Here is an 18,342-nt window from a genome sequence, read left to right as displayed (position 1 = left end):
CGCAGGTCGGTCGCCGCCGTCACCCGCGTGCAGGGGCGTCGATGTTCACTTCCGACAGCTGGAGAAGGCGCTGCGAGGTGGTCTCGTCGGCCGGTGTCATCACGGTCAGCCGGTGACCGGTCTCCGCGACGTTGGTCGAGACGAAATTGAGTTGCAGCAAACCGACAAGCGGACTGTTCAGCCGCTTGGTCTCCAGGTGCTGGAGCATGACGTCGTGCCGGTCCCACAGCTGTGAGAACTCCTCCGACCGCTGCTGCAGCTCTTCGACCGTCGTACTCGCGGTGCGGCCTGCGTCGGTGCCGGCGACCGCGCGCAGCTGTGCGACCATCCGGGCGGCGACGATGTCGTCGTCGACATAGCGGCTGCGCCAGTCCGCGTTGGTGAAGAACTGCAGCGCGCAATTCCGCTCGGCGGGCGGTATCCGGTCCATGTCCGTGAACAGGAAGCGGTAGGAGAGGTTGTAGGCCACCACGTCGAACACGCTGGTCTGCAAGCACGCGGGATAGGGATCGAGTTTGTCCAGCACCGGCTGGTACGCCGCCAACAGCGACGCGTCGAGCGCCGACGGCGGGGTCGACCGGGAGTGCACACCGGCGAGGCGTTCCAGGTGCCGCTTCTCGGTGGCGTCCAGGTGGAGGGCTCTGCCGACCGCAGTCAGGACCTGGGTGCTGACGTTGATCGGCCGCCCCTGCTCCAGCCAGGTGTACCAGGTGACGCCCACTCCGGCGAGCACCGCGACTTCCTCACGTCGCAGGCCGGGCGTGCGGCGGCGTCCGGTGGCGGGAAGCCCCACCTGTTCCGGGGTGAGCCGCTCGCGTCGGGTGCGCAGGAAGGCGCCGAGCTCGCGCCTGATCGCCGGGGGCCGGGGACTTGTCATGCCTCCACCATGCCTCACCTGCGGACCGGTAGCCAGGTTCGGTCAGTACCCCCATAAACAGGCTCCTGGTACCAGGATGACGCCGCTGCCAGGGTCGGGGCGTGACCAGAGAACCGAAAACGCAGACACCCTCCCCGCAGGTCGAGGGTGACCACGAGACCCGCAGCGCCACGCCGACCCCGTCAGTGACCACGGAAGGAGTGCCGCCCGCGATGCTGGGCACGGCTGGCCTCCTGACCGCGCTGTCCGCCCTGTTGCTGTCGGTGGTGAGCTTCGCCGCGGCGGGCATCGCCGTACCGAGCATCGGCACGTCGCTACAGGCTTCGGCGTCCGAGCAGTCGCTGGTGGTGTCGGTCTACTCCCTGGGGTTCGCCGCGCCGATGGTCGTCGGCGGACGTCTGGGCGACCTGTACGGCAGGCGGCGGCTCTTCCTGGTCGGCATGGCCGGATTCACCGCGTTCTCGCTGATGGCGACCCTCGCGCCGACGATTGCCGTGCTGATCGTCGCCCGCGCGCTCACCGGGGTATCGGCGGCGGCGATGGTGCCCCAGGTGCTCGCGACGATCACGGCCTCCACGCACGGACGCGAACGCGCCCGGGCGGTGGCCCTGTTCGGGGCGACCGCGGGCGGCGCCACGGCGGTGGGCCAGGTCCTCGGGGGCGTCCTGCTGTCGGTCCCCCTGCTCGGCTCCCCCTGGCGCACGGTCTTCGCGATGAGCGTCCTCATGGGCGCCGCCGCGTTCCTCGCCGCTCTGCGCTGGATGCCCAGCACCGACGCGCCGGGCGACCGTTCACTGGACCTGATCGGCACCGCCCTGCTGGGGGCGGCACTGCTCGCGCTGATGATCCCCTTCTCCCAGGGCGGTGCGCTCGGTTGGCCCGGGTGGTGCTGGGCTCTGCTGGCGGCCAGCCCGGTGGCGTTCGCGGCGTTCTGGACGCGGCAGCTCCGGCTGCACCGCCGCGGCCTGGTCCCGCTCGTCCCTCCGCCGCTCCTGCACCTGAGGTCGTACCGACTCGGCCTCCTCATGGCCCTCCTGCTCCAGTCGGCCTTCGGCGCGTTCACGTTCCTCTACGCGCTGTCCACGCAGACCGGCCTGGGCTGGTCCCCGATGGGCGCGGCCGTCGTGCTGCTGCCGTTCGCGCTGTGCTTCCTGGTCGTGTCGATCTGGTCGGGAAAACTGGCGCCCCGCTTCGGGTTCCGCCGACTGCTGACGATCGGCGGGTTCGCGCAGGCGGCGATGCTGGTGGTGACCGCGACATCGGTGCTCGTGCAGAGCCCGGGCATGAGCGGGTGGACGCTGGGCGCCCTGCTGGTCGGCGTCGGGTTCGGCCAGGCGCTCATGTTCGGGCCGCTGGTCGGGGCGATGATCGCCGACGTTCCGCCCTCCTCGGCAGGAGCGGCCTCCGGGGTCGTCCAGACCACGCAGCAGGCCGCCATGGGGCTCGGAGTCGCGGTCGCCGGAGGGCTTCTGGGCGCTGCGACGGCCGACTCCACCGTCCCGGTCGAGCAGGCCTACGTGACGGCACTCGCGGTCTGCATGCTCGTCCAGGCGGTGTTCGCCATCGTCTTCGCCCTCCTCGCCTTCGCCCTGCCCAGGCGCTGAGCCGGGAAGCGCCGGGGCGGGAACAGGCGGCCCGGCGGCACTGTGAGCCGACGCCCACGGGGCGTCGGCTCACGGTTCAGAGGTCAGTGGCGGTCCGAGCCGGGGGCGCACGGGCCGCACGCGGTCGGCCGGGGGCCGCCCTCGCGCGGGGGCCGTCCCGCCGGGAGAAGTCGGCCTCCGGACCAGGGGGCCGACCCCGCCACGGTCCGCCACGGGGCCCGTCTCACATCATGGTGTCGGTACTGTGCGGCGTGTGGTCCCAGGGGGTCTTCTCGCAGGCGGTGCCGACGATGCTGGCGTCGACGAGCTCCACGTTCCGGCACTCGAACACGTCGTTGTTGGCCAGGGAGATGATGGAGCCGACCCCTTCCCCGTTGCCGATGCAGCCCGTCGCCCGGACGTCGCCGCCCCGGGGGAAGATGTGCGTGCAGTTGTACTCGGCACGATCCTGGGCGTGCGCCGGGACGGCGAGGGCGGCGAGCAGGGCGGTGGCCAGTGCCGCAGTGGCGTACATGCGCTTCATGGTGACTCTCCGAGCCCATTGGTGACCTTGCGTGGTCAGCATGCCAGTGAAGAGCGCACCGCACCTGCGGTTCCGCAATCCTGACCCGGGCCGGGAAACCACACCCCGTTCCCGCCCCGGAAGCCGGACCGAAGGGCTGCGTGTCACACTCGGGTGCGGATCGGTCCAAGCGTGCAGCCGTCACAGGAGCGGGACCGGAGTCCAGGTGGAGGAACAGTGAAAGACCCTGACATGTCGCACGGTGCGCGTCTCGCCGCCCACGGCGCGGTCTCCACCTCCCTGGCCCTGTACAGCGATCGCGCCCTGCGCGAGCTCGTGGACACGGCCGTGCCGATCGGATCCGGCATCGGCGGGACGTCGGCCCTGCTGGAGATCGCCGGAACCCCGGTCTTCGTGAAGCGGGTGCCCCTCACCGACCTGGAGAGGCAGCCCGGGCACGTCCGGTCCACGGCGAACCTGTTCGAGCTGCCCGCCTTCTGCCAGTACGGCACCGGCGCCATCGGCAGTCCGGGCTTCGGGGCCTGGAGGGAGCTCGCCGTGCACACCATGACGACGAACTGGGTGCTCACGGCGGAGCACGAGGGCTTCCCCCTGATGTACCACTGGCGGGTGCTGCCGGATTCGACGCCCCTGCCCGCAGAACTCGCCGACGTCGAACGGGCTGTCGCCTACTGGGGCGGCGGAACGCAGGTGCGCCGCCGGATCGAGGCCCTCCGGCAGTCCTCGGCGAGCGTCGCGCTGTTCCTGGAGTACATCCCGCAGAACCTGCACCAGTGGCTGGGCGCCCAGGTCGAAGCAGGCGACGAGGCCGTGGACCGGGCCTGCGCCATGGTGGAGCGGGAACTGGAGGCCACCACCTCGTTCATGAACGCGCGGGGGCTCCTGCACTTCGACGCGCACTTCGAGAACATCCTCACCGACGGCCGGCGCCTCTACTTCGCGGACTACGGCCTCGTGACCTCCTCCTGGTTCGAGCTGTCGCGGGAGGAGGCCGACTCCTTCGACCGGCATCAGTCCTACGACCGCTGTTACACCGCCACGTATCTGGTGAACTGGCTGGTCACCGCCCTGTACGGATTCCAGGTGGAGGACCGTGACGGCCGCCAGGAGCTGGTGCGCTCCTACGCGGAGGGCGGGCGCCCCACCGGGATCCCCGAGGGGGCCGCAGGGGTCATCGCCCGGTACGCGCCCGTCGCCGCCGTGATGTCGGACTTCAACCGCGAGTTCCGGAGCAGGAGCAGGCGGACCCCGTATCCGATGGAGGAGATCCGCCGGGTCGGCCGCACGTACAGCCCATCCGCCGACTGACGAACCCGCGGGACAGATGACTCCCGGCGCGGGGACCCGTTCGCCTCGGGGAGGTGGTCGTTCCGTGCGCCCGGAGGCTCCCCTGCATTTCTGCCGCCGCCGACGGGTCCCCTGCTTCCGGGCCGTGACCACTGCGTGAAAACAACTCGCCGCACAGGTGGCGCCTGTACCCTCCTGAGAGCAGTGACAACGGTGTGTTACCGGGGGCTTACTGATGCGCGAGATCGAAACGAAGTATCGGGTGCAGGATCTTGAAGCTCTTCTTCTGGCGCTCAAGAGCGCCGGAGTCGAGCTGGGAGACCCCATGCTCCAGGACGACCAGGCCTACGCCCCTGCCGGGTGGAAACCCGCACTGGGCAAGGTCGGCCACACTTTCGCCCGACTGCGGACCCTGAGCGGCGGAGTGCACGTCTTCACGACGAAGACCCCACTGGCCAACTCCATGGAGTGCGCCGAGTACGAGACGGTCGTCGCCGACCGCAAGCAGATGCACGGCGCCCTGCTGGTTCTGGGCTACGAGCCCACGGTGCGCATCGTGAAGCACCGGCGCTCCGGCACCGCCGGGCCGGTAGGGGTGTGCGTCGACGTGGTCGAGGGCGTCGGCGCGTTCGTCGAGTTGGAACTACTGGTCGACGACGATCGCGACGGCCTGACCGTGCAGGCCGAACTCGACGCGTGGGCACGTGGACTCGATGTGGCCTTGGAACGCACGACCGACACCTACGACACCCTCGTGCGCGCCGTGGCGTCCTGAGGGCCTCACCAGTGGTGCGGCACGAACCGGATCCCGTCGAGCCAGGCCCGCACGCCCGCTGCGGGGTAGGCGATGGTGTTCGACGGCAGAGTCCGGGGATCCGCCCACACCAGTTTTCCCGCCTTGTCGGGTTCGGCGTTGTGCGGTTCGCCCTCCCACCGGGTGGCCACGAAGAACAGGCCCATCCGTGCGTGTCCGGCCTCTTGGAGGTGGTGGACCACAGCACCCAGGGTGAGGTGGCCGGGGTCGATGAGGACCCCGACCTCCTCTCCTGCTTCCCGAGTCGCGGCCTGGTCGGCGGGCTCGCCTTCTTCCAGGTGACCACCGGGCACGGTGAGCATTCCGTCGCAGTACCCGGTGTTCTGCCGCTCCAGCAGCGCTATCTCGCCCTCTCGGTGCAGGATGACGTGGACGTCGACGACGCTGGTGTAGGGCGGTGGCACGGTCGGTGGTCCTCTCAGACGGCGGCTCGGCCCTGCGACCATAGCGCTCCGATGAGGCCGGCCAGGTGTGACACCACCTCTTCCACCCCTGGTGAAGTGTCCACCACCTCCACGACGAGCCCTTCCCGGGTGAGCTGGACGGAGAGCCTCTCGTACAGGGCAATCTCCCGTGTGACACCGGTCGGGTCGTCCTCGAACCGGCCGTGCGATCCGCGCACCGCCAGCCGGGCACGTAGTTCCTCGCCGGGAGCGGTGAGGACCACCTGAAGATCGGGTGGTTCGGCGAACCGGTTGAGCTCACGCACGAAGGACTCGGGCACCTCGTCCAGCCCGGCCTGGAGCACGAGAGAGGAGGCGGTGTAGCGGTCGCACAGCACGAGCTCGCCCCGGGCCAGCGCGGGCCGGATCAGGGTGTGCAGATGGTGATAGCGGTCCGCGGTGACCAGACAGGCCAGTGTCGGCCCGCTGAATTCGTGGGTGCGGGTGCGGGCGAGCTGCCCGATCGCCGCCTGAGAGGGCTGGGCGGTCGCCGTCACCGGAAGCCCGTCAGCGGCCAGTCGTTCGGCCAGTGCGACGACCGTGGTGGACTTCCCGGCGCCTCCGGGCCCGTCGAAGGCCACGAACAATCCTGTCTTCATACTGTCGCCGTCCTTCGCTCGTGTTCACCATGGGACAGTTCGACCAGTGCGGCACGGACTTCGTCCACTGTGGCTTCACCGAACTGGACGTTGGAGGAGAAGTTGAACTCATCCCTCTGGCGCATGGCCTCGTCAACGCCTTGTTCGGTCAGATCGACGGCGGTGTAGTCCAGGAGCTGGGCGGGGGTGAAGCGGCCGGTGGCCATGAGCCGGGTCCACTCCGGTGTGCCCGGGTAGGGGCGGAACTCGAACACCGAGGACCGGAAGCGGCCCGGGGCGGTCGCGGTCAGGTCCCACAACTCGCGAACCAGGTCCACGGTCTCTCCCATCTCGGTGCGAGCCTCACCGGGGAAGCCGAGGATGAAGTAGCCCTTCACATGGATGCCGCGGTTCACGAGCCGGATGACGGTGGAGCGGATCATGTCCCGGGTGATGCGCTTGTCGATATAGGCCAGCATCCGTTCAGAGCCCGATTCGATTCCCAGCGCGACCTCGCGCAGACCGTTGGCGACAAGCCGGTCAAGGGCGGCGTCGTTCTCACGGGCGAGCACGTTGATACGACCGGTGGCGTCCCATCTCGCCCACTCCCCGACCCGGTGAGAGGTGAACCCGTCCATCATCTGGTTGATGACGCGTCGGGCACCGAGGAAGAGGTCGTCCACGAATCGGAACGCCGTGACGTCGAGTGCGGCGCGCAGGTGTTCCATTTCGGTGACCACGTTCTCCGCCGAGCGGACGCGGATGGTCACGTCCGGGTTGGCCGACACTGCGGCACCACAGAAGGAGCAGTCGTAGGGACAGCCACGGGCACCGACCATGTTGGCCTCCCACCGCCCCGCCTCGAAGTGCGGGTCCTGGGTGAGGAAGGTCCGGTCCACGAAGGGGAGAGCGTTGATGTCAGGGGCGAGGTGGTGGTTCTGCCCTGGGCGGCCTCCCGCCACCGGGGTGCGCAGAATCGGGTCGAGCCACATCACCCCGGGCAGGTCTCCCCGGGCACGGTGGTCGTGAAGGAGTTCGACGGTCCGGGTCTCGCCCTCACCGATGACCAGGGCTTCACAGCGGACCATACGGGGGTCGGTGAGGATGTCGGCGGGCATCGCCTTGGCCTGGTGTCCGCCGAGCATGATCTTGATGTCCGGGACCAGGGAAGCGGCAATCGTCGCGGAGAGCTCGTAGGTGGGAGCCAGGAGGTTGAATCCGGCCCACCGTGGACGTGCGGCGTTCACTGCCCGGACGACGTCGGCGACCGGCAGTCCGAGTGCTTCTGCGTCCAGGATCCCGACGTTGAACCCGCCGCGTTGAGCGGCGTAGGTGGCGATGTAACCCATTCCCAGTACCGGCAGGGTGAAGTCGGTGACGCGCGGTCTGGCGGCGTAGTCGCGCAGAGGGGCGTTGACGAGCAGCAGGTCGATGCTGCGGTCGGGGTCGTGGCCGCTGATCAGGTCATGAGGGGGGTCGGTCCTGTCCACGGGGTCCTCCCAGCGCGAGGGTGAGCACGGTCAGGGTGGAGAGTTCTGCGGGTGTGGTCGCGAAGCTGCGCCACCAGCGGGCGAAGGTCGCTTCGTCGTTCGGCTGGTCGAGCACCGGAGCAGCCTGAGCGGCGTACTTGCGCACCGCCATGTCGCCGTGGGGGTAGAGGGAAAAGTCTCCGGTGACGTCCGCGACGGCGGCTCCAGCGGTCCACGGGCCGATCCGGGGCACAGTCTGAACCTCGGCCACCAGGTCTTCGGGTGGAAGTTCTGCCCATTTTGAGCCCAGGGCGAGGAAGGCCTCCGCAGCGGCGATCAGGGGACGGCGCTTAAATGCCATGCCCAGCGTTGCGAAGTCCTCCTGGTTCAGGGCGAGTACGGCTTCGGCCCGGGGGAAGGCCCGGAGGCCGGAGGGGGTTGCGGTGCCGTGGGCGTCGCAAAAGCGGTGGTACATCAGACGGGCCTGATCGGCTCGGATGACCTGCCGGATGATCCCCGTCGCCAGGGCATCCCACAGGTCCGGGTTGCGCAGTCGGCGAACCGATCCCTGTCCGAGGAGGGGCGCGCGCAGGACGGTGGGCGTGTTCTCGCCCAGGATCTTCGGGTCGTACACATCAACGTGGGGGGCTGGATCGGTGCCTTCTCCGAGACGTGTAGCGGTGATGCTCTGATTCGCGCTCACGCGCCAGGTATCGGCGGTCGTCCGCACTGTGCGGATACGCCCGTGCGTAGCCGTCTTCCATCCGGGGTGTTCGCAGAGCAGCATGGGAGCCTTTCGGAGTGGGCTGATCGTCTGCCACTATCCCAGTTCGGTTCGTTCCCACCCCAGGATTTGGAGGTCTTCCCTCGGCTGGAGGACGTGTCCTGCACCCGGTGGAAGCACGTCGGGAGTGCCGAAGCCGAGGGAGGCGCGGGAGGCGGTCGGGGAGTCGATGGTGGAGGTCATCAGGTGGTCTCCTCCCACTCCCGGCCGGTGCGTCCGCCCGGGGGTATGGCTCCAGTGGACGTCATCGCCGGCGGGCGCATCAATGCCGATGAGGCGAGCACACATTGACCTCGGCGGCAATGTTGGGCCCACTCCGGCCCGGGTACGTTCACGTACCCCACCCCTTGGGAGACGGACGTGAAGGTCACCCGTACCACCCGCGCCCAGATCGCCCGTGAAGCCTCCCGTATCCGCGCAGACCGGCAACGCCACGGTGTGCCTGTTCCGGCGATCGTCGCGCAGATCAGCCGGGATCTCCCCGTCGCCCCGTTGGAGGCATGGCGGCTCGCCTACGGCTGGTCGCGTCCCCACGTCGTGGAGGCCGTAGCGGACTTGTACCGGGCGGACGGGCTCGCCCCACCGGGGCTGTCCACCGCCATGCTGTGCCGGTGGGAGCACGGCCACGCCCGCCCCGGCCCCGACTACATCCACGCCCTCGCCCGTGTGTACGGGGTCGTTCCGGAACGCCTGGGTGTTCCCCTGCCCACCCCCGTCGCTGGTTGGTACGGTCGCCGCATACCGCAGCCGCGACAGGAGCACCACATGCCCTCCGAGTACCCCGAACTCTCAGCCGTCGCCGACAGCATCAATCTCACCGGCCCCGGCGCGGGCGCCCGCGATCTCGCCCACCAGGCTCTGGTGTTCTACGAGCTGCGGTACAGCGACTACCCGCCGCGCGTCTTGGCCGCCGAGGTCGCCCGCTGCCGCAGCCTCCTCATGGACCACCGGGACACCGACACCCGTCGTGCACTCGGGTGGATGTCCGCGCTCCTCGGCAACCTCGCCCACCACATCGGGGACGCGGCCGGCGCCCTCATCCACCTGGGCACGGCCGCCAGGGTCGGTGAGCAGGTCGGTGACCGGTGGTTGACGGGGTGGGCGCTGGGAGCCCAGTCCATGGTCACCCTGGGACAGAACCGGGACGCTGACGCGGTGGAGCTGGCCGACCAGGCCGCCCGGTTCGCGGACACCCCGGTGCGGCGGGCCCAGATCACCGCGTGGTGCCGTCTGCGCGGCCTCGCCGCACTCGGGGACACCGAAGGGGTCCGTTCGGCGTCCACCACCGCGCGCCGTCACATGGACACCGCCGAGGAAGCGCCGGGGAGGTTCGGGTTCGATCGGGCCGAGTTCGAGCTGCACCTCGCGGAGGCCGCTCTGGGGCATGACCCGGCAGGGGCCGTGGTCCATGCCTCGAACTCGGCCGGACTGAAGCGGGTGGGGTCACCGGGATGGGCGGCGGCCACGGTGGTGTCGGCACGTGCCCAGGCGGCGGAGAGGGACAAGGAAGCGGCGGTCGGCTTGGGTGTCCGGGTGTTGGAGACGGTTCCGGCAGCCGGACTGCGGGAGACCACGAAGGTGCGGCTGCGGCACCTCATGGCGGATCTGGACGGATACCGGGGCGCCGATGAGTTGAGGGAGGCCGCCCGGGACCGGGTGTGAGACCACAGAACCGCTCCGACCACAGGAGGCGGAGGTGATGCGGGCTGCCCGGGTTCGGGACACCCCACCGGGGCCAAAGCTCCCCGCACCTATCGTGCTCCGGGCACTCCGCCCACGCCTCAGCCTCCGTGGGGACGGTCTTTCACCCTTCCCCCTCCGGTGCTCCCCTCGGCCGCCCACGGCTGAATCCCCACGCGTGTCCGCAAGCGTCCGACGGTTCGGTCGGGGTGTCCTCGGGGAGGTACTCACCGGCTCTGCTCCTTACCGGTGCGATGGTGGAGAACCCGCTCCCGCCTCATGACGGCCGTACCTCGCCGGCGTCCCCGGTGAGCGGACGGGGCAGCACGAGCACCACCGCGAAGACGCGCGGAACCCGCACAGGCAACCCCGATGTGGCCGGAGCAGGCCAGCCGCGTACCCCGGATCCCGTCGTCGGGCGTGGCTAAAGTACCCGCCATGCACGAACCCGGCCCCCCGCCTCCCCAGGGTCCCCGCCCTCCCCGACAGCCCGGTCACCAGCCGCACTCTGGACCACAGACTCCGCCCGGCCACCGGCCTCCTCCCGGACAGCCGCAGGGCCAGGGCCGTCCCGGCCCCGGGCAGCCGCCCGCACAGCAGGCCCCGCCCAAGAAGGGCTCCGTCGGCAGGACCCTCGCCTGGGTCGGCTGCGGCTGCGCCACCGTCCTCCTCCTCGTCATGGCGGCCGCCGGCTTCGGCGGCGCGTACTACTTCGGCTGGTTCGGCCCGGAGGACGTCCACGCCTCCCCGCCTGGTCCGTGCGATCTCCTGGACACCGACGCCGCGAGCGAGATCGCCGGAAACGGCGAGAACCTGGAGGTCTATGAGGCCGACCACTCCTACGCGTACGGAGCCGAGGGCCTGGAGTGCGTCGTCACCCCCGGCATCGAGGCCGCGTCCGGACACGAGGTGGACCTGCGCACCACCGTCTTCACCAGCCAGGTGAACGGGATCCGCAAGGACAACGGCATCGAGGCCGCCACGAGCTACTTCTACGACAGCCGTCCGGAGTCGGACGGCTCCGAGTCCGCGACCTGCCCGGACGGCAGGCTCCCGCTCAGCGGCACCGCGAACGGTTCCGGACACGCCCTCTACCGCATGGACAACCTCGTCGTCGAGGTCGAGGTACTGCCCGCGGGCGCCGAGGTCGAGGAGACTCTCGACGAGGCGGGCCGTACCCAGGCGGCCGTGGACCTGCTCTGCGACGCCGTCTCCGGCATGGAGTGACCGCGGTCCGCGGCCACCGCACACACGAACACTCCGGCCCGCCTCCGTACACGCGGAGGCGGGCCGGAGGCCTGTTCGCCGCCTCCGGCACGAGCCGGACCCGTTCCGCCACAGCCCTGGTCGACACGTCCCCCACGGGTGGCATGCGCCTGCGCGCGTCGACCGTTCAGGACGTCCGGGCGGTGGCGGACCGAGGACGGCGACTTGACCGGAGGCTGCCTCCGTTTTAAGCTCGTTCCTGTGCGGAGGCAGCCTCCGTTTTTTGAGGAGTCGGAAACACCGAGGCCAGGGAGACGTATGGGTGCCAAGGGGCAGCAGGGGCGCAAGCCCCGGGCGGACGTCCAGCGCAACCGCGCCGCCCTCCTCGAGGCGGCGCAGCGCCACTTCCTCAGAGCCGGGGTCGGCGCCTCCCTGGAGGCGGTGGCCAAGGAGGCGGGCGTCGGACCGGCCACGCTGTACCGGCACTTCCCCACACGGGAAGCGCTGCTGGCAGCCGTGCTGCAGACGCGGTCCGAGGAACTCGTGGCACGCCAGGAGGACATCGCCCTGCTCGGCGACGCCTCCGAGGCGCTGCGACAGTGGCTGCGGGCCCTGGAGGAGTACTTCAGCGCCTTCAGCGGGCTGCCGGAACCGCTCATGGCCGCCGTCCGGGAACGGGAACCGGACAACCCGCTCACCCTCCCCTGCGACGAACTCATCGCCACCACCGACGAGTACGTGCGGGCCGCCCAGCTCGCGGGGCACGCACGCCCCTCGGTGAAGGGGTACGACCTCTACCTCGCGGCCGTCTCCGTCGCCTGGATCAAGGGCACCGGCACCACCGACGAGGAGTCGCTCGACCGGTTGCGCGCACTCGTCGAGAGCGGGTACCGGGAACAGGGCGGCGAGGAGTAGGCCGCCGGCCTCCCGGCCGGCTCCCGGTGTCCTCGGCCGTCCCGGCAGCCGTGCGCTCCCACCTGCCCGGCCACCCATCACACCGCGCCGCACCCTCCTCGGGACGGCGCGCCTTCGAGAGGGACACACCATGAGAATCGGCATCATCGGCGCGGGGGAGATCGGACGGACGCTGACGCGCGCGTTCAGCGCGGGCAGCCACGACGTCTGACGCCCGCCCACTGCACCGCACTGGGCCCCGAAGACCTGGGACCGGCCCCGGAGGCGGCCGACCGTGACGGGAACCGGCGCAACCGCGACCGCATGATGGAGCGCTTCGCCGAGCTCACCTCCGCGCCCACGCTGGAGGAGACCGTCGAGCTCAACCGCTCGCTCCACCGCCGACACACGACCCGCACTGCGACGCCCCCGTGGGGCGCAACGTGCCCCACGGAAGACGAGCACCGCCAAGAGGAGACGCCGTGCCCACCACCGCCTCACCCTTCACCGACATCGCGCTCGCCCGGCGCTCGCCCCGCCAGTTCCTGCCCGCCCCCGTGTCCCCGTCGGACATCCGCGGCGTGCTGGAGGACGCCCAGACGGCCCCCTCCAACAGCAACACCCAGCAGTGGACGGTGCACGTCGTCTCGGGCACGGCTCGGGACGCCCTCAGCAAGGAACTGCTCCGGGCCGAGGAGGAGGCGCGGACCTCCCCCGATTTCACCGCCGACTACGGGGACGGCGTCTACCAGGAGCGGGCGCAGGCCCAGGCCGCGGGCCACTACCGGGCCCGGGGCATCGAACGCGCGGACCGGAAGGGCAGGAGACTCGCGGTCCGGGAGAACCTGGAGTTCTACGGCGCCCCGCACGCCGCCTTCCTCTTCATGCCGGTCATCGGCGACGGGGTGCGCACGGCCGGGGACATCGGCATGTACGCGCAGAACTTCCTGCTCTCGCTGGCGTCCCGCGGGCTCGGGGGCATCCCGCAGACCATCCTCGGTTTCTACGCCGACACCGTCCGCGAGTTCCTGGGCGTCCCCGAGGACCTCAAACTGCTGTTCGGCATCTCCTTCGGCACGGCCGACCGGACGGCGCCGGTGAACGAATTCCGCCGGGGGCGGGTCCCGCTCCACCAGAGCGTCGTCCTGCACGACACCCCCGGGGTCCTCGACGGGCAGTAGCGGCCCCGGGCCGGGACCACCGCGCCGGCGTCGGCGGCAGTTCTGAAAAGCGCAGGTGGCGCCGGGTCCCGGGCGGCTCCGAAAACATCTGGCCCCCGCTCGTCCCGTTCGGTACAGTCGCCGGGTCGTCTCGCCGAGGGGCGTCCACGGAGTTCGCGTGCGGCCTCCCCGGCGGTTCTCCGGATGAGAGTGGGTTGCGTTCATGGCATGTCGTATCAGTGAGCTCGTGCTCGGTTGCCGCGATCCCGAGGTGCTGGCGCGGTTCTGGTGCGAGGTCCTGGACTTCGTGGTGCTCGACCGCGAGGACGACGGCACGTTGGAGATCGGTCCGCGCGAGGGGTTCGGCGGTCCGCAGCCGACGATCATCCTCAGCCGCAGGGACGAGCCGGAGAAGGGGAAGCCCCGGCTGCACATCGACGTCAACGCCACCGACCGCGACCAGGACGCCGAACTCGAACGGCTCCTCGCGCTCGGCGCCCGCCCTGCCGACATCGGCCAGACGGGGGAGGAGCAGTGGCACGTCCTGGCCGACCCCGAGGGCAACGAGTTCTGCCTGCTCAAGGCCCGCCTCAACCCGATCTGACGCCCCATCCCCTCTCGCGATGATCTTGTACTTATAGCGAGGTTGGACGGGGTGGCCGCTGAGTTGAACGGGCGTCCTCGTCAGACTCTGGGGTGGGCTACCCCGGCCGAGGCCCTCAACGAGTTCCTTCTTGCAACAACCACTTGACCCCAAGGCGCCGAGATCGGCTATAAGTACAAGATCATCCGGGTCAGACTGCTCCCCGCGCACGCGCGGGGATAGTGGCATGGGCGAACACTCCGGCGTGCCCGGCGACGCCGCCGAGGACGGTCGCGTTCTCGTCGTGGACCACCCCGTGCAGCCGGCTGTCATCCCGGCGTCGAGCACCCGGTGGAGGTCACCGGGCTGGACACGGGCGGTCCAAGGGGCGGGTCAGCTGTCGAAGCGGGCTGCGAGACCGTCCAGGACGATACCCAGGTGCCGCTCGAACCGCTGGTCGCCGTCGTCGCGCAGGTGACCGGCCTCCTTGACCAGCGGGACGTCCGGTCCCAGCCACGCGTCGCGCTGGTCGATCGAGTAGCGCGACGGGTCGGTCCCGGCCGACTGCCGTCGTTCCTGTTCCTCGATGACGAAACCGACGACGAAGGCGACGGCCAGGTCGATGGCGTCGTCGGCATCGGCAAGGCTGAGTCCTTGCGCGGTCCAGCGCGCGAGCCACGGTTCCTTCATCCGGATCACGTCGGGGTCGGCGATGCGCGTACCGCTGAAGATACGGGCCCCGTCCCGGTGGAGCAGGAACTCTGAGCGCAGGATCCGTGCGTAGGCGGCGAGGTCCTCGCGCCAGCCGTCGGCCGGCGGGAGGGCCGACACCGCGGTGGTGACGCGCCGCATGACGGCGGTGCTCATCTCGTCGAGGAGTTCCTGCTTGTTGCGCATGTGCCAGTACAGGGCAGGCGGACGCACCTCGAGCCGGGCGGCGAGCGCGCGGACCGTGAGGCCCTCCAAGCCTTTGTCGTCGAGCAGGCTCAGCGCCGCTGTCACGATCTGTTCCCGCGTGATCCCCTTGGCCATGTTGACACCTTAACAAAGTTCAGGCAGTCTGACCGCACCAAGAATTTAACTTAGTTAAGGAAATTCTGATGCGCGCTGCAGTCGTCAACGGCCCCGGGGCGTCGCCCGTGTGCGCCGAGTTCCCCGACCCCGAGCCGAAGCCGGGGCATGAGCCGCTCCACCTGGTCGGAGCGGGCCTGCACCATGTCGTGCGCGGGCTGGCATCCGGTCAGCACTACGGCAGCGGCCACGCCTACCCGCTGGTGCCCGGTGTGGACGCAGTGGCCCGTACCGCCGGCGGGAGCCTGGTCTACACGGGCTTCGCCCGTGCGCCGTGGGGCACGATGGCCGAGCGGATGGTCACGCCGTTCGAGCTGGAGCTGCCTGCCGGGGCCGACCCCCTCGCCGTGGCTGCCGGCATGAACCCGGGCATGTCCGGCTGGATGGTTCTGACCGCCCGGCGCAGGGAAGTGGGCCGGCTCGGCACCGTGCTGGTGCTGGGGGCGACCGGCATGTCAGGCGCCCTGGCGGTGCGGGCCGCACTGGCACTCGGCGCAGACCGGGTGGTGGCCGCCGGTCGGGACCCGGAGGCGCTGGAGCGACTGCAGGGACTGGGTGCTCTGCCGGTCTCGCTCGACCACGACGGCCCCGACGCCCTGGCCGCCGCTCTGGCCACGGCAGTCGACCAGGCCCCGCCCACGCTCGTGCTCGACTTCCTCTGGGGCACGGTCGCCGAAGCGGCCTTCGCCGCACTGGCCCGGGGCGGCATGGGCGAGGACGCCCCCGAGGTGGCGTACGTGCAGATCGGCTCGCTCGCCGGGGCGCGGGCCGCCGTGCCCGCCGCGCTGCTGCGCAGCCGCCGTATCCGGGTCACGGGCAGCGGCATCGGTTCGGTCTCCAAGGCCGAGCTGCTCGCAGAGGCCCCCGCGGTCATGGCGCACTTCGCCGACGAGACCTTCCAGGCTCCCTACACCGCCTACCCGCTCGACCGGGTCGGCGAAGCCTGGGCACACCACGGGCGGACCCGCGCCGTCGTCGTCCCGAACTGACCGACCTCGGAGCCACGCATCCGATGGCTCCGGGCAATTTCGACTCGGCAAGGCGAAGGAGAGCACCATGCGGAAGCGAGCACTGGTCGTGGGACTCGGGATCGCGGGCATGTCCGCGGCGATCGGGTTGCGCGCGGCCGGATGGACCCCGGTGATCGTCGAACGGGCGCCCGAACGACGGCGGGGCGGGTACTTCATCGGACTGCTGCCCGACGGCAGGCAGGCGGCCGTCGACCTGGGCATCAGCGAGGACCTGCACATCCGCAACCCTCCCGACGCCGGCAGGGCGTGGGAGCTGGACCGTGACGGGAGGTCGGCACCGGGGCTGGGATTCCTGCACCAGCCCGGCCGGCCCGCCGCGGTGGTCCGCGGCGACATCGAGGTCGCGCTCTGGCAGAGCATCGCCGGGGCCGGCGGTGAGCCTGTCGAGGTGCGGTTCGCCACGACGCCCGCCGAGATCGACGACGGCGCCGACGACGTCGAGGTGGTGCTCAAGGACATCGGAACCGGCCACGAGTACCGTGAGCGCTTCGACCTGGTGGTGGGCGCCGACGGGATGCGCTCCGGCGTGCGTCGCATGGTCTTCGGTCCGCACGAGGAGTACATGACGAACTGGGACGCGATGATCTGCGCCTTCCAGCTCGACGAGCAGGTGCCGTCCTATGGTGCGCAGGACAGCGTCATCAGTGCCCGCGCAGGGCGTGCGGCCTGGGTGTTCGGGTTGGCCGACCGGGCCCCCACCGCGCTGCTGACCTACCGCACCGCTGACATCGCCGAGCAGTTCACCGGGGATCGGATCGAGCGACTGCGAGCGGTCTTCTCCGGAATGGACGACCCGGTCGTGCGGCACCTCCTGGACGGGCTCGAACGGGCTCCGGAGTTCCTTTTCGACTCGGTGCACCAGGTCAAGATGTCCCGATGGAGCAAGGGCCGGACCGTGTTGGTGGGCGACGCGGCCTGGTGCCTGAACCTGTACTCGGGCATGGGCGCGACCAGTGCCCTGCGCGGCGGTGACGCGCTCGGCAGGGCCCTGCGGGACAAGCCGGCCGACCTGCGTGCCGCACTGACCGCCTGGGAGTCGGGGTTGCGCCCCTCGATCCGGATCCACCAGCGCACCGCGCGGATCAAGCAGCAGATGTTCGTCCCCTCCGGCCGGGTCGCCGAGGCGCTTCGCTCGTTCATCCTGCGGTTCGGCGGCGCGTGGCGTCGACGAAAGCTGGAGAAGGACCGTACCGCCGCCCTCACCGACAGCGGCGCCTCGGTGTAGACCGTGGTCCACGACGGCGTCGGCCCCGGTCAGGCCTTCGCGCGGCACGGGCGCTGCCGCGCTGCCTCCGGCAGTGCGGCAGCGGACCGGATGCCGTCGCCCCGTTCCGCGAGGGGGCAGACACAGTGGTGGCTTCGTCTTCCACCGGGCGCGGAAACCTGCTGACCTGTGCGAATGCGGTTTCTCTCCGTGCCCGCGAAGACCATTTATGTGAAGTCCAATACTTTTACGCGGGAGGAGGAGGTTCTCGAAAAACTGGCTGCCCCTGGCCTGCGGTTTTCCGGAGTCGCTGTCCCCCTTCGGACGGTTGTGCTGTGGGCCATGGATTCCTGTCCTCTTGACGCTTGCCGAAGGGGATAGTAATTTTACGAGAAGTCTTCGCTCGGATCCGTTGGAAAAAGAAAAAACCTCTCGGTGTCGCTCTCCCGGTGGCTTGTTGTTCTTTCATTTCGGCCGATGTCGATGCCGATGTTCGGAGGTGCAGTGCTCGGTGCGGCCGCACGCACGAACCGGAGCTGTGCCCAACGGTGGGTTCCTGGTTCAGGGGGAAGGCATGACTGTCGTCGGCATAGGGGGCAGGGTCCTGGGCGGGGGCGGCCTTCACGCCTGCCTGCTGCTCCTGTTTCCTTGGAGCATATCCTCCGACGTGCGCCCCTCGACGGCGTTCACCGTATTATTGGCGAGCTATGTCGTGCTGCTCCTGATAACGACTCTCCCGAGTCTTGTCGCGTTCGCTGTCGAGGTCAGGAGGAGAGTGCCCAGGGGTGGCTCGCGGGAATTCAGGGCGACCAAGGCGACCTCCGCCTCCGTGGCCGGTCTCTTCTACTTCGCCCTGCCGTTCTCCCTCGTTTTCACCGAGGGGTTCACTGCCCTGAACACGGCGGTGTCCGTGGTGGGATTCGCCTTCGGTTTTCTCCTGCACCGGATGTTCTTGCGGCTCAGCTTCGAGGGGGCCTCGCGTGCGGCCTTCTTCCCCCTTCTCGCACTGGCGGCCCCCTTCCCGCTTCTCCTGCTGAGGACATGGCCGTTCTAGTGCTCTGACCGGAACCCTGCTCCCCGCGCACGCGGGGATGGACCCGGGACACCGAACAAGTGCCACGGTTCCGACTTCGG

The 18,342-nt window shown here is 70.0% G+C and carries 19 protein-coding genes; 11 read left to right on the top strand and 8 right to left on the bottom strand.

Going from position 1 to position 18,342, the window contains the following annotated elements:
* Nucleotides 1-19: 19 nt before the first annotated feature.
* Nucleotides 20-877 (bottom strand): helix-turn-helix transcriptional regulator, encoded by an 858-nt coding sequence (locus ABZ234_RS16760; RefSeq protein ID WP_355012662.1) that lies wholly within the window; start codon nucleotides 875-877, stop codon nucleotides 20-22.
* Nucleotides 878-1,089: 212 nt separating this feature from the next.
* Between ABZ234_RS16760 and ABZ234_RS16755 the strand changes: the two genes are divergently transcribed.
* On the top strand, nucleotides 1,090-2,481 hold the full coding sequence (locus ABZ234_RS16755) for an MFS transporter (protein ID WP_355012661.1): 1,392 nt from the start codon (nucleotides 1,090-1,092) through the stop codon (nucleotides 2,479-2,481).
* Nucleotides 2,482-2,704: 223 nt separating this feature from the next.
* Here ABZ234_RS16755 and ABZ234_RS16750 read toward each other — a convergent pair whose 3' ends face one another.
* Nucleotides 2,705-2,995, bottom strand: a complete 291-nt coding sequence (locus ABZ234_RS16750) for a hypothetical protein (RefSeq protein ID WP_355012660.1) — start codon at nucleotides 2,993-2,995, stop codon at nucleotides 2,705-2,707.
* Nucleotides 2,996-3,220: 225 nt separating this feature from the next.
* Here ABZ234_RS16750 and ABZ234_RS16745 point away from each other — a divergent pair, with 225 nt between their 5' ends.
* Both ABZ234_RS16745 and ABZ234_RS16740 read left to right on the top strand, forming a co-directional pair.
* Nucleotides 3,221-4,312, top strand: a complete 1,092-nt coding sequence (locus tag ABZ234_RS16745) for a protein kinase family protein (protein ID WP_355012659.1) — start codon at nucleotides 3,221-3,223, stop codon at nucleotides 4,310-4,312.
* A 214-nt stretch (nucleotides 4,313-4,526) separates the two neighbouring features.
* The gene (locus tag ABZ234_RS16740; RefSeq protein ID WP_355012658.1) at nucleotides 4,527-5,066 is read left to right on the top strand and encodes a CYTH domain-containing protein; all 540 of its coding nucleotides are present in this window, start codon (nucleotides 4,527-4,529) and stop codon (nucleotides 5,064-5,066) included.
* Between the two features lie 5 nt (nucleotides 5,067-5,071).
* Here ABZ234_RS16740 and ABZ234_RS16735 read toward each other — a convergent pair whose 3' ends face one another.
* The 5 genes from ABZ234_RS16735 to ABZ234_RS16715 form a co-directional block, all read right to left on the bottom strand.
* Nucleotides 5,072-5,509 carry an NUDIX domain-containing protein gene (locus ABZ234_RS16735; RefSeq protein ID WP_355012657.1) on the bottom strand — a complete coding sequence of 146 codons (438 nt, stop codon included), beginning with the start codon at nucleotides 5,507-5,509 and terminating at the stop codon, nucleotides 5,072-5,074.
* Between the two features lie 14 nt (nucleotides 5,510-5,523).
* Nucleotides 5,524-6,147, bottom strand: coding sequence for a dTMP kinase (tmk, locus tag ABZ234_RS16730; protein ID WP_355012656.1), 624 nt, complete (start codon nucleotides 6,145-6,147; stop codon nucleotides 5,524-5,526).
* Nucleotides 6,144-7,616, bottom strand: coding sequence for a radical SAM protein (locus tag ABZ234_RS16725; RefSeq protein WP_355012655.1), 1,473 nt, complete (start codon nucleotides 7,614-7,616; stop codon nucleotides 6,144-6,146). Before ABZ234_RS16725 ends, tmk begins: the two co-directional genes overlap by 4 nt.
* The gene (locus tag ABZ234_RS16720) at nucleotides 7,591-8,298 is read right to left on the bottom strand and encodes a hypothetical protein (RefSeq protein WP_355012654.1); all 708 of its coding nucleotides are present in this window, start codon (nucleotides 8,296-8,298) and stop codon (nucleotides 7,591-7,593) included. Before ABZ234_RS16720 ends, ABZ234_RS16725 begins: the two co-directional genes overlap by 26 nt.
* 117 nt (nucleotides 8,299-8,415) lie before the next feature.
* On the bottom strand, nucleotides 8,416-8,562 hold the full coding sequence (locus ABZ234_RS16715) for a hypothetical protein (protein WP_355012653.1): 147 nt from the start codon (nucleotides 8,560-8,562) through the stop codon (nucleotides 8,416-8,418).
* Between the two features lie 177 nt (nucleotides 8,563-8,739).
* Here ABZ234_RS16715 and ABZ234_RS16710 point away from each other — a divergent pair, with 177 nt between their 5' ends.
* The 5 genes from ABZ234_RS16710 (at nucleotide 8,740) to ABZ234_RS16690 (ending at nucleotide 13,923) form a co-directional block, all read left to right on the top strand.
* Nucleotides 8,740-10,041, top strand: a complete 1,302-nt coding sequence (locus ABZ234_RS16710; RefSeq protein WP_355012652.1) for a helix-turn-helix transcriptional regulator — start codon at nucleotides 8,740-8,742, stop codon at nucleotides 10,039-10,041.
* Nucleotides 10,042-10,497: 456 nt separating this feature from the next.
* Nucleotides 10,498-11,286, top strand: a complete 789-nt coding sequence (locus ABZ234_RS16705; RefSeq protein ID WP_355012651.1) for a hypothetical protein — start codon at nucleotides 10,498-10,500, stop codon at nucleotides 11,284-11,286.
* Between the two features lie 297 nt (nucleotides 11,287-11,583).
* A complete protein-coding gene (locus tag ABZ234_RS16700; protein ID WP_355012650.1) occupies nucleotides 11,584-12,180 on the top strand; it encodes a TetR/AcrR family transcriptional regulator in 597 nt (198 codons plus the stop codon).
* A 461-nt stretch (nucleotides 12,181-12,641) separates the two neighbouring features.
* Entirely contained in the window at nucleotides 12,642-13,340 is a 699-nt protein-coding gene (locus ABZ234_RS16695) for a nitroreductase (RefSeq protein WP_355012649.1), read from the top strand.
* A gap of 202 nt (nucleotides 13,341-13,542) precedes the next feature.
* Nucleotides 13,543-13,923: a VOC family protein gene (locus ABZ234_RS16690; RefSeq protein ID WP_355012648.1), complete on the top strand. Its 381-nt coding sequence runs from the start codon at nucleotides 13,543-13,545 to the stop codon at nucleotides 13,921-13,923.
* A 372-nt stretch (nucleotides 13,924-14,295) separates the two neighbouring features.
* On the opposite strand, the gene ABZ234_RS16685 is transcribed toward ABZ234_RS16690, so the two are convergent.
* Entirely contained in the window at nucleotides 14,296-14,934 is a 639-nt protein-coding gene (locus tag ABZ234_RS16685) for a TetR/AcrR family transcriptional regulator C-terminal domain-containing protein (protein WP_355012647.1), read from the bottom strand.
* Nucleotides 14,935-15,002: 68 nt separating this feature from the next.
* Between ABZ234_RS16685 and ABZ234_RS16680 the strand changes: the two genes are divergently transcribed.
* The 3 genes from ABZ234_RS16680 to ABZ234_RS16670 all read left to right on the top strand — a co-directional run bounded on the left by ABZ234_RS16680 (nucleotide 15,003) and on the right by ABZ234_RS16670 (nucleotide 18,262).
* A complete protein-coding gene (locus tag ABZ234_RS16680) occupies nucleotides 15,003-15,962 on the top strand; it encodes a hypothetical protein (RefSeq protein WP_355012646.1) in 960 nt (319 codons plus the stop codon).
* Between the two features lie 67 nt (nucleotides 15,963-16,029).
* Complete coding sequence (locus ABZ234_RS16675) at nucleotides 16,030-17,229, top strand: FAD-dependent monooxygenase (RefSeq protein WP_355012645.1); 1,200 nt, start codon at nucleotides 16,030-16,032, stop codon at nucleotides 17,227-17,229.
* A gap of 553 nt (nucleotides 17,230-17,782) precedes the next feature.
* Complete coding sequence (locus ABZ234_RS16670) at nucleotides 17,783-18,262, top strand: hypothetical protein (RefSeq protein ID WP_355012644.1); 480 nt, start codon at nucleotides 17,783-17,785, stop codon at nucleotides 18,260-18,262.
* Nucleotides 18,263-18,342 lie beyond the last annotated feature (80 nt).

Origin of the sequence: Nocardiopsis sp. NPDC006198 (assembly GCF_040613895.1) — a bacterium.
Taxonomy (GTDB): Bacteria; Actinomycetota; Actinomycetes; order Streptosporangiales; family Streptosporangiaceae; genus Nocardiopsis; species Nocardiopsis tropica.
The sequence above is the reverse complement of the archived record's forward strand: the minus strand, read 5'-3'. Positions and strand labels throughout refer to the sequence as shown.

Bases quoted from the DNA above. Each gene is read 5' to 3' on its own strand.
- ABZ234_RS16760 (WP_355012662.1), bottom strand. From the start codon at position 877: ATGACAAGTCCCCGGCCCCCGGCGATCAGGCGCGAGCTCGGCGCCTTC.
- ABZ234_RS16755 (WP_355012661.1), top strand. From the start codon at position 1,090: ATGCTGGGCACGGCTGGCCTCCTGACCGCGCTGTCCGCCCTGTTGCTG.
- ABZ234_RS16750 (WP_355012660.1), bottom strand. From the start codon at position 2,995: ATGTACGCCACTGCGGCACTGGCCACCGCCCTGCTCGCCGCCCTCGCC.
- ABZ234_RS16740 (WP_355012658.1), top strand. From the start codon at position 4,527: ATGCGCGAGATCGAAACGAAGTATCGGGTGCAGGATCTTGAAGCTCTT.
- tmk (WP_355012656.1), bottom strand. From the start codon at position 6,147: ATGAAGACAGGATTGTTCGTGGCCTTCGACGGGCCCGGAGGCGCCGGG.
- ABZ234_RS16715 (WP_355012653.1), bottom strand. From the start codon at position 8,562: ATGACCTCCACCATCGACTCCCCGACCGCCTCCCGCGCCTCCCTCGGC.
- ABZ234_RS16705 (WP_355012651.1), top strand. From the start codon at position 10,498: ATGCACGAACCCGGCCCCCCGCCTCCCCAGGGTCCCCGCCCTCCCCGA.
- ABZ234_RS16700 (WP_355012650.1), top strand. From the start codon at position 11,584: ATGGGTGCCAAGGGGCAGCAGGGGCGCAAGCCCCGGGCGGACGTCCAG.
- ABZ234_RS16690 (WP_355012648.1), top strand. From the start codon at position 13,543: ATGGCATGTCGTATCAGTGAGCTCGTGCTCGGTTGCCGCGATCCCGAG.
- ABZ234_RS16685 (WP_355012647.1), bottom strand. From the start codon at position 14,934: ATGGCCAAGGGGATCACGCGGGAACAGATCGTGACAGCGGCGCTGAGC.
- ABZ234_RS16680 (WP_355012646.1), top strand. From the start codon at position 15,003: ATGCGCGCTGCAGTCGTCAACGGCCCCGGGGCGTCGCCCGTGTGCGCC.
- ABZ234_RS16675 (WP_355012645.1), top strand. From the start codon at position 16,030: ATGCGGAAGCGAGCACTGGTCGTGGGACTCGGGATCGCGGGCATGTCC.
- ABZ234_RS16670 (WP_355012644.1), top strand. From the start codon at position 17,783: ATGACTGTCGTCGGCATAGGGGGCAGGGTCCTGGGCGGGGGCGGCCTT.